Here is a 7,921-nt window from a genome sequence, read left to right as displayed (position 1 = left end):
CCGCACCACCCAGACCGGCGCCCCGCTGATCTCCGACCAGAGCACCGAGCAGCAGAACGTCGGCAAGTACGCGCCGAACGGCGCCTCCGCCCCGGGCCGATCACCGTACGGCGGTGCGAGGCCCCCGGATCAGCGGAGCCAGGCCGGGGCTGTGACGACCGCCTTGAGCTGGTCGAGGCCGAGGGCCGGGTTCCCGGGACGGAAGGTGTAGCCGTTCTCCCCGTTCCACTCGTTGATCTCGATGGCCCGGCCGTCGGCGTAGTAGACCGCCGCCGCCCGGTGCAGGACCGGGTCGACCGCCGTCTTGCCGTTGCCGAACACGTCGGTGACGACGGTGGCGCCGTCCGGCCGGCGCTCCCGGACCGCCAGCGGGCCCGCCGACCCCTCCGTCTCGGCGTACTCCTTGTCTTTGACGCCCCGCCCGTTGTCTTTGACGCCCCGCCCGCCCGGCTCGGTGACGCTCACCGAGAGCATGCTGGTGCGCCCCTCGTACGTCACGGTGAGGTGCGCTCCGTCCCGGCCGTCCTGCCCGGAGGGGACGGCGCCCGGCGGGAGCAGCGGGACGAGCGGCGCCAGAAGATCCTCCGCCTTCGGACCGGGTTCGGGTGTGGGCGGCTTGGGCGCGGTGTCCCGCGCCGGCAGGGCGTCGAAGAGCCGCGCCCAGGCCGCAGCGGTCACCAGGGCGCGCGGCTGATCGGCGTCGAGCGGCGGGTTCTCCCGGTTGGGGGTGGCGGGTTGTCCGTTGTGCTCGATGATCATCACCTGTCGGCCGTCCGGTGCCGCCCAGGTGGCGCGCCACTCGCGGTGGCTGTCGGAGTTGCGGTCCCTGAGCTTCCTCGGGCACCCGGTGCGGCGCGGGCCTGGCGGAGTTGCGTGGCAGGCGGACCGGCCGTTCTCGGGTGGTCGCCGGTCCCGAGGCGGACGTCTAGGTGTACTGACGACGGAGGTTGGTGAGACGGTTCACGGCGTGGTGATCTTGAAATGAGTGAGGGCCTTCCGGCCAGGTGTGGACTGCGACATCTGCACCGGCGACCAGGAAGGCCCTCATGCCACACCGGAACGCACCGCTGACCGAGACCGGACGTCTGCGTCTGGCCCGTTGCGTGGTGGAGGACGGCTGGCTCCTGCGCAGGGCCGCCGAGCGCTTCCAGGTCTCGCCGACCACGGCCAAGCGCTGGGCCGACCGATACCGGGCCCTCGGCGAGGCCGGCATGAGCGACCTCCCCCGCCCCCCGCAGCCCGCGCAGGCTGCCCGTCCGCACCGAGCGGCGGATCGTCAAGGTCCTGTGCCTCCCGCAGGCGATCCGTGTCCCGCGGCGGTGGGGTCCGGCCGCATCGCCTACCTGCTCCACCTGAACCCGGCCACGGCGCACCGGGTGCTGGTCCGCTACCGACTCGCCCGCCCCGCGCACCCCGACCGCGCGACGGGATGCCCGGTGCGGCGCTACGAACGCACCGCACCGGGCGAGCTGGTCCACGTCGACATCAAGAAGCCCGGCAACATCCCCGACGGCGGCGGCCACCGCGTACAGGGCCGCCCGACCGGGAGGAAGAACAGCTCCGGCGCGGTCTACAGCCACCTGCACGACGCCGTCGACGACCACTCCAGCCCGGCCTACAGCGAGATCCTCGCCGACGAGCGCAAGGAGAGCGCGGCCGCGTTCTGGACCTGGGCGAACGCGTTGTTCACCCAGGCCGGAGTCACCGTCCCTGACCCGGGAAGGACACCTCGCACCCGACCGCTGAGCGTGGTCCCCGGCCGTCGCGACCGGGGAGCGCACCGGCGCGGGCCCACGCCGTTCCGGCGCCGACCTGCGCCCTCGACGTCCGGTCCGGGTCGTCGGCTCCGGCCGCCGGCCGGAGCCGGCGCGAATGCCGTGGTTCGGGCCCTCGGCCCGCACGGTGTCGGTCCGGTAGTTTCTGCGGGGCTGATGGGCACACGAAGCGGCCGTGCGCCGCGCGTTCGACACGGGGGCAGCGGGGTGCGGAGCGGACACGCGCGGGACCGGCGACAGGAGGCCCTGCTGGACTGCTGGCGGGCGGTCGAGCTGTTCAGCCCCCCGGGGATCCCGTCGCTGCCCCGCCGGCGGCGCGCCGCGCGCTCGGGGTCTGCGGACGAGTACACCGTGGACGTGACCCCGGAACCGGGCCTGGCGGGTCTGCCCCTGCCGTGGGACCCCAACCACCCGGCCACCTCCCGACGGCTGGCCCCGTACGGGAGGATGTGGCGCCACGAGGTCTATGGCGGGGTCTTCGACCTGGAGTTGCTGCGCCAGGCGATGATCGCGGTACTGCCCGAAGGGACCGACCCCGACCCCGGGGTCCCGCAGGCGGAGCTGACGCTGTCGGGTCAGAGCGCGATGTTCGCGCTGGTCCTGGACGACGAGGGCCGGCCGATCGAGGACACCTCGGTGATCTCGGCGTGCGCGTGGGCCACGGGACGACTCCTCGATCCCGGGCCGGGGGCGCCGGGGTGGCTGGACGGCTTCGAGGAGCTGGACGACGCGTTCGGCGCCGCGATCGACCGGCTGACCGCCGTCCCCGTCCCCTACTCCCCCGCCCCCTACTCCCCCGTGCCCGGGCACCGGCCACAGCCGCCCGCTGCGACGGCTCCCCCGGCCGGGGACTGCGGCTGGCGGCAGTTGCTCGCCGAGATCCTGGGCGGTGCGGCCGTGGGCGCGGTGGGGGCGCTGTTCGGCGAGGTCGCCGGCGCCGCGCTGCAGGGCGCGGCGGAGCCGCTCGTACGGCGCGCCGCCGACTGGGCGGCTGCCCGCCGGCCCGCTCCGGAGCGCACCGAGGCCCCGGAGGACGGCGCCGGGGCCGGCACCGGGCACCTCCCGGACACGGCTTCGCCCGCCGGGGCGGACGAAGCCGGCCCCCGGCCGGTGGGGCTGGCCGACCTGGTGGCGCTGACGGCGCAGATCGCGGACCTGTGCGGGGTGGAGGCGCACCTGCGGCCGCGGGTGATCCGGGTGCGCAGCCGGCTGGTCCACCGTCCGCGCGATCTGCGGACGAAGGTCGCTGCCGCCGCGCCGTTCCTGAACAGCCTTCTCCCGCCCGACCTGGCCCGGGTGCGCGCGGCGGCCGGCCAGGGGTTGGGGCCCGCGCTCGACGCTTACCTGACGGAGCACAACGCGGTGGACGTCGCTGCACGCACCGACGTGCGGCAGGCGCGCCAGGCCGTCCTGGCCGGGGTCGCGCCAGGTCTGGTGCCGGCCGGACGGTGGCCCTCACCGGCACGCTTCCCGCTCGCGTTGAGCCAGCAGTTCGCGGTGAACCGCATGCTCGCCGACCGGGCCGGGACCGACGGCGGGATGTTCTCGGTGAACGGTCCGCCGGGCACGGGCAAGACGACGATGCTGCGTGACCTGGTCGCCGCCCTGGTGGTCGAACGGGCGGCCGTCATGGCCACCTTCGACCGGCCGGGGCAGGCGTTCACCGGTCGCGCGTGGCAGGGGCTGGACCGCCAGGGCAGGCACCGGCGCCACGTCGCCCGGCTGGACCCGCGGTTGACCGGGTTCGAGATCGTGGTCACGTCGTCCAACAACGGTGCGGTGGAGAACATCACCGCCGAACTGCCGGGCCTGGACGCCCTCGGCGAGCACTGGCGGGTCGGCCCGGACCACTTCTCCGACCTCGCCTCCGCGCTCCTCGGCGGCGCTCCGGCCTGGGGCCTGGTGGCGGCCGTGCTCGGCAACAAGGGCAACCGCAAGGAGTTCGGCGAACGGTTCTGGTGGGGCCGCCTGCCGAAGGAGGAGTCCGACGCCCGCACCGCCGACGGCCTGCCACCGCTGCGCGGCATGAAGGCGCTCCTCGGCGACTGGATCCCTCCGAACACCCCGGCGCGCGGAACCCGCCCGGCCACCGGTGCCGCCACCGCCCCGGCGCCCGGCCCGGCCCGGCCCGTGCCGTCGTGGCGCGAGGCCGTCGGTGCGTTTCGCGCGGCGGAGGCCGAGGTCGAGCGCCTGCGCGCGCAGCGCACCCGGCTGGCCACCGCGCTGGAGGCCGTCGAGTCCCCGCAGGCCGGGTGGCGCATCGCGGACCTGGAGGCCGCGAGCGGGCGGGCCGACGCACAGGTGGACGCGTGTGCGGCCCGCCTCACCGGGGCCGGCGCCGCCGTCGCCGCCGCCCGTGCCGCCACCGTGACGGCTGAGGCCGCACACCGCGCGGCCGCGGCGCGGGTGCCCGCGGCACGACAGGAGCTGGCAAACGCCCGCGCACGACTGTCCGCCGCGCGGGAGCGGGCCGCGCACCACCACGCGTACGTGGCAGCGCTGACCACCCGCCACGACGCTCCCTCGGCCGCCGAACGCGGACTGCGCGGCGGGCTGCGCCGGCTCCTGCGGAGCACCGCCGACCGGCAGGCCGCCGAGCGGCAGCACGCACACTCCCAGGCCGAGATCACGCACCTGCTCGTCCAGCAGCGCCGCGCCCTCGACGACGCCGTGGAGCAGGTCGCCGACGCCGTCCACTCCGAGACCCTGGCCGCCGGCCGCCACGCCGACGCCGCCAGCGCGATCGACGCCGCCGCCGCCGCGCTCGCCGCCGCGCGCGCCCACGAACAGGCCACCCTCGTCCGGGAGACCGCGGCGGCCGCCGACCTCTCCGCCGCCCGCACCGCCGCCGCAGCGGGCCGGCGCGCCCTGGACGGTGCCGTCGCCGACCTCGACGCCCGCCACCACCGACTGCGGGAGGCCGCCGCGACGCTGCCCTCCCTGCCGCTCAACTGGGTCCACCTCGACGAGCGCGACCAGGAACTCGGCTCCCCCTGGTCCGACGAGGCCTGGTCGATCGCCCGCAGCGACCTGTTCCTGCGGGCACTCGACCTGCACCGCGCCCTCGTCGCCGGGGCGGCGAAGAAGGTCCACGGCAACCTCCAGGTCCTCATGGAGCTGATGACGAACACCAACGGGCCGATCCCCGACGAGGAGGCCGAACGCGCCTGGCAGACCCTCTTCCTCCTGATCCCGGTCGTCTCCACCACCTTCTCCTCCATCGGCGGCATGTTCGCCCGCCTCGGCCGGGGCACCCTCGGCTGGGTCCTCGTCGACGAAGCCGGCCAGGCCACCCCGCAGGCCGCCGTCGGCGCCCTGTGGCGCGCCCGCCGCGCCGTCCTCGTCGGCGACCCGCTCCAGCTCGAACCCGTCGTCACCATGCCCACCGCCCTGCAACGCCGGCTCCTGCGCGCCTACGACGTCGACGACCAGTGGCTGCCCTCGGCCACCTCCGCCCAGGCCGTCGCCGACCGGACCAACCGGTACGGCACCTACCTGCCCGCCCCCGGAGGCGACGACGAACACGTCTGGGTCGGATCCCCCCTGCGCGTCCACCGCCGTTGCGAAGAGCCGATGTTCACCATCAGCAACGACGTCGCCTACGGCGGCCTCATGGTCTACGGCACCGAGAACAAGCCCTTCCCCGACCAGGAACACGACGCCCTGCTGCCGAGCCGCTGGCTCAACACCGACGACCCCACCCGGCCACCCGACGCCCCCTGGGGCGAACGCGACCGCCGCGCCTTCGAGTTCGTCCTCGACCGCCTCGACCAGCACGGCGTAGACCTCACCCGGCTACGCGTCATCACCCCCTTCCGCGCCCTGGTCACCGAGTGCCAGAAGATCTGCCGCAACCGCCCGGACTGGACCTCCGAGCTCCTCCACGAACGCTGCGCCACCGTCCACCGGGCCCAGGGCAAGGAGGCCGATGTCGTCATCCTCGTGCTAGGCGGCGGCCGCCCCGGCGCCCGCGACTGGGCCGCCCGCACCCCTCACCTGCTCAACGTCGCCGCCAGCCGCGCCAAGCGCCGCCTGTACGTCATCGGGGAACGCAGCCTGTGGGCCCCGCTCCCCCATTTCGACGTCCTCGCCGCCCGGGCCGAGGAATTCGACCACGTCCGCGACCGCGACGCGTGGCGCCCGGACGGGGAGCAGCCGGCCGCCCGGGACGACCAGGCGCAGACATCCGCCGAGGCGGCCCTCGACCAGGGGCACGTACCGGCTGCGAATCGTCGACCGCGATGACTCGGGCGATGACACCGCCCGGCGGCCGGCCGAGCAGCCGACAGGCGAAGTCGGCACCACCCACGGACACCGGACGGGCCCGCACTGCCCGGGTGTGTCGCCGGCGTGGCGGCGGCCGGCCCCCACCCCATGGCGATCACGACCTCGCCGACCCCGGCACGGCCCTTCTCGGCGTACCACACCGCACCGCGGACCTGGGAGAAGGAGAACACCCGACCGACGACGGGGCGGATCTCCCCGGCGCCGACGAGCCACGCCAGCCCACGCAGCTGGTCGCCGCCGGCCCTCATGAACAGAAAGAAGCAGATCACGCCCGGCACCCGACACGGCGCCGGGTCCTGAAACCCAGCACGTTCATCGCCCGCCGCAGCACCGGGTTCACGCCCAACTCGCAGGCGAAATCAGTGTCAGGCGGCCCGGCGACGCTGACGACCTTCCCACCACCCCGAGGACTCCCAACGCCTCCTCCAGGGCCTTGCCACCGCGGTCGTCGAAGACCACGTCAAAGCCGTCCAGCAATCCCTCGAAGTCCTGGGTGCGGTCGTCGATGACGACATCTGCGCAGACTTCCCCGACCCGAGCGGCGTTGGCCGCGCTCGCGGTGGTCGCCACATGTGCGCCCACGCGCCTGGCCAGTTGGAGGGCGACGGTGCCGACTGCGCCGCAGCCGCGACCGCCCACAACCACCGCCGGCCCAGGAGGGCCGAGGCCAAGGACTCGTCGAAAGGCCCGGCGGCAGCCCGGACTACCGGGAGCCCGCCACAGGGCGCGACGTGTAGAAGGACTCCTCCAGATAGGCGGTCTCGTGTGGCTGGTAGGGCTCCTCCAAGTAGGCGGCCTCGTCTTCGTCGAGTTCGACGTCCACCGCGGCGACCGCGTCGGCCAGCTGGGCCGACTTGGTGACCCCGACGACGGGCGAGGTCACCACCGGGCTACGCATGACCCAGGCCAGAGCGACCTGGGCCGGAGACAGACCCCGCCTGCCCGCGATCTCGTGGACGCGCTCGGCCACCGCCTGATCCCCGTCGCGGTAGAGGATCCCGCCGCCCTCGTCGCTCTCCGCACGCGCCGTGACGGTGTCCCGGGCCCGCGTCAGCCTGCCCCGCGCCAGCGGACTCCACGGGATCACGCCGATGCCCTGGTCCGCGCAGAGCGGGAACATCTCCCGCTCCGCTTCCCGGTGGATGAGGTTGTAGTGGTCCTGCATCGACACGAACCGGGTCCAGCCGTTCAGGTCAGCCAGGTAGAGGGCCTTGGTGAACTGCCAGGCGTACATGGAAGAGGCTCCGATGTAGCGGACCTTCCCGGACTTGACCGCGTCGTGCAGCGCCTCGAGGGTTTCCTCGATCGGGGTGTCGTAGTCCCAGCGGTGGATCTGGTACAGGTCGATGTAGTCGGTCCCCAACCGCTTCAGGGAGGCGTCGAGCTCGGCGAAGATCGCCTTACGGGACAGCCCGGCGCCGTTCGGGCCGGGACGCATCCGCATCCAGACCTTCGTGGCGAGAACGACCTCCTCGCGCCGGGTGAAGTCCTTGACCGCCTGACCGACGATCTCCTCGCTGCTTCCGGCGCTGTACCCATTGGCCGTGTCGAGGAAGTTGACGCCGCCCTCCAGGGCCTGCTTGATGATGTCCCGGCTGGCGTCCGCGCCCAGCGACCAGGGCTCGCCACCCCGGTCCGGCTCACCGAAGCTCATGCAGCCGAGAGTGATGGCGGAGACTTCCAGACCGGTCGCTCCGAGTTTGACGTATCGCATGGGTCGGACCCTAGGAGTTCGAGTGCGCTCCAACGCAAATTCGCAGGGCGTGAGAAGCCGTTGTCTTTCCGATAGTGACGGGTGCGTTTCCGCTGGTCAGGCATAGTGCCGGTGCCTCGGTGGCAGAGACGGGGTGTCGTGTCGT

Annotated in this window: 4 protein-coding genes and 2 pseudogenes; 2 read left to right on the top strand and 4 right to left on the bottom strand. The window is 74.0% G+C overall.

What is annotated here, in order from left to right; translation table 11 throughout:
* Positions 1-129: 129 nt before the first annotated feature.
* The gene (locus ABZ497_RS36130; protein ID WP_359812216.1) at positions 130-759 is read right to left on the bottom strand and encodes a hypothetical protein; all 630 of its coding nucleotides are present in this window, start codon (positions 757-759) and stop codon (positions 130-132) included.
* 287 nt (positions 760-1,046) lie between these two features.
* On the opposite strand from ABZ497_RS36130, the pseudogene ABZ497_RS36125 reads away from it, so the two are divergent.
* Positions 1,047-1,664 (top strand): annotated as a pseudogene (locus tag ABZ497_RS36125) (leucine zipper domain-containing protein); the annotation flags it as partial.
* 267 nt (positions 1,665-1,931) lie between these two features.
* Positions 1,932-5,816, top strand: a pseudogene (locus ABZ497_RS36120) (ATP-binding protein); the annotation flags it as partial.
* On the opposite strand, the gene ABZ497_RS36115 reads toward ABZ497_RS36120, so the two are convergent.
* The 3 genes from ABZ497_RS36115 to ABZ497_RS36105 form a co-directional block, all read right to left on the bottom strand.
* Entirely contained in the window at positions 5,768-6,310 is a 543-nt protein-coding gene (locus ABZ497_RS36115; protein ID WP_359812219.1) for a hypothetical protein, read from the bottom strand. The pseudogene ABZ497_RS36120 and the gene ABZ497_RS36115 overlap by 49 nt on opposite strands.
* Before the next feature lie 88 nt (positions 6,311-6,398).
* Positions 6,399-6,632, bottom strand: coding sequence for a hypothetical protein (locus ABZ497_RS36110; RefSeq protein ID WP_359812214.1), 234 nt, complete (start codon positions 6,630-6,632; stop codon positions 6,399-6,401).
* A gap of 133 nt (positions 6,633-6,765) precedes the next feature.
* Positions 6,766-7,776 carry an aldo/keto reductase gene (locus ABZ497_RS36105; protein ID WP_359812212.1) on the bottom strand — a complete coding sequence of 337 codons (1,011 nt, stop codon included), beginning with the start codon at positions 7,774-7,776 and terminating at the stop codon, positions 6,766-6,768.
* Between the last annotated feature and the right edge of the window lie 145 nt (positions 7,777-7,921).

This window comes from Kitasatospora sp. NPDC005751 (assembly GCF_040630835.1).
GTDB lineage: Bacteria > Actinomycetota > Actinomycetes > Streptomycetales > Streptomycetaceae > Kitasatospora.
Note: the sequence above shows the minus strand (reverse complement) of the source record. Positions and strands in the feature narration are given on the sequence as shown.

Coding starts and splice junctions, on each gene's coding strand:
- ABZ497_RS36130 (WP_359812216.1), bottom strand. CDS start 759: ATGATCATCGAGCACAACGGACAACCCGCCACCCCCAACCGGGAGAAC.
- ABZ497_RS36115 (WP_359812219.1), bottom strand. CDS start 6,310: ATGAGGGCCGGCGGCGACCAGCTGCGTGGGCTGGCGTGGCTCGTCGGC.
- ABZ497_RS36105 (WP_359812212.1), bottom strand. CDS start 7,776: ATGCGATACGTCAAACTCGGAGCGACCGGTCTGGAAGTCTCCGCCATC.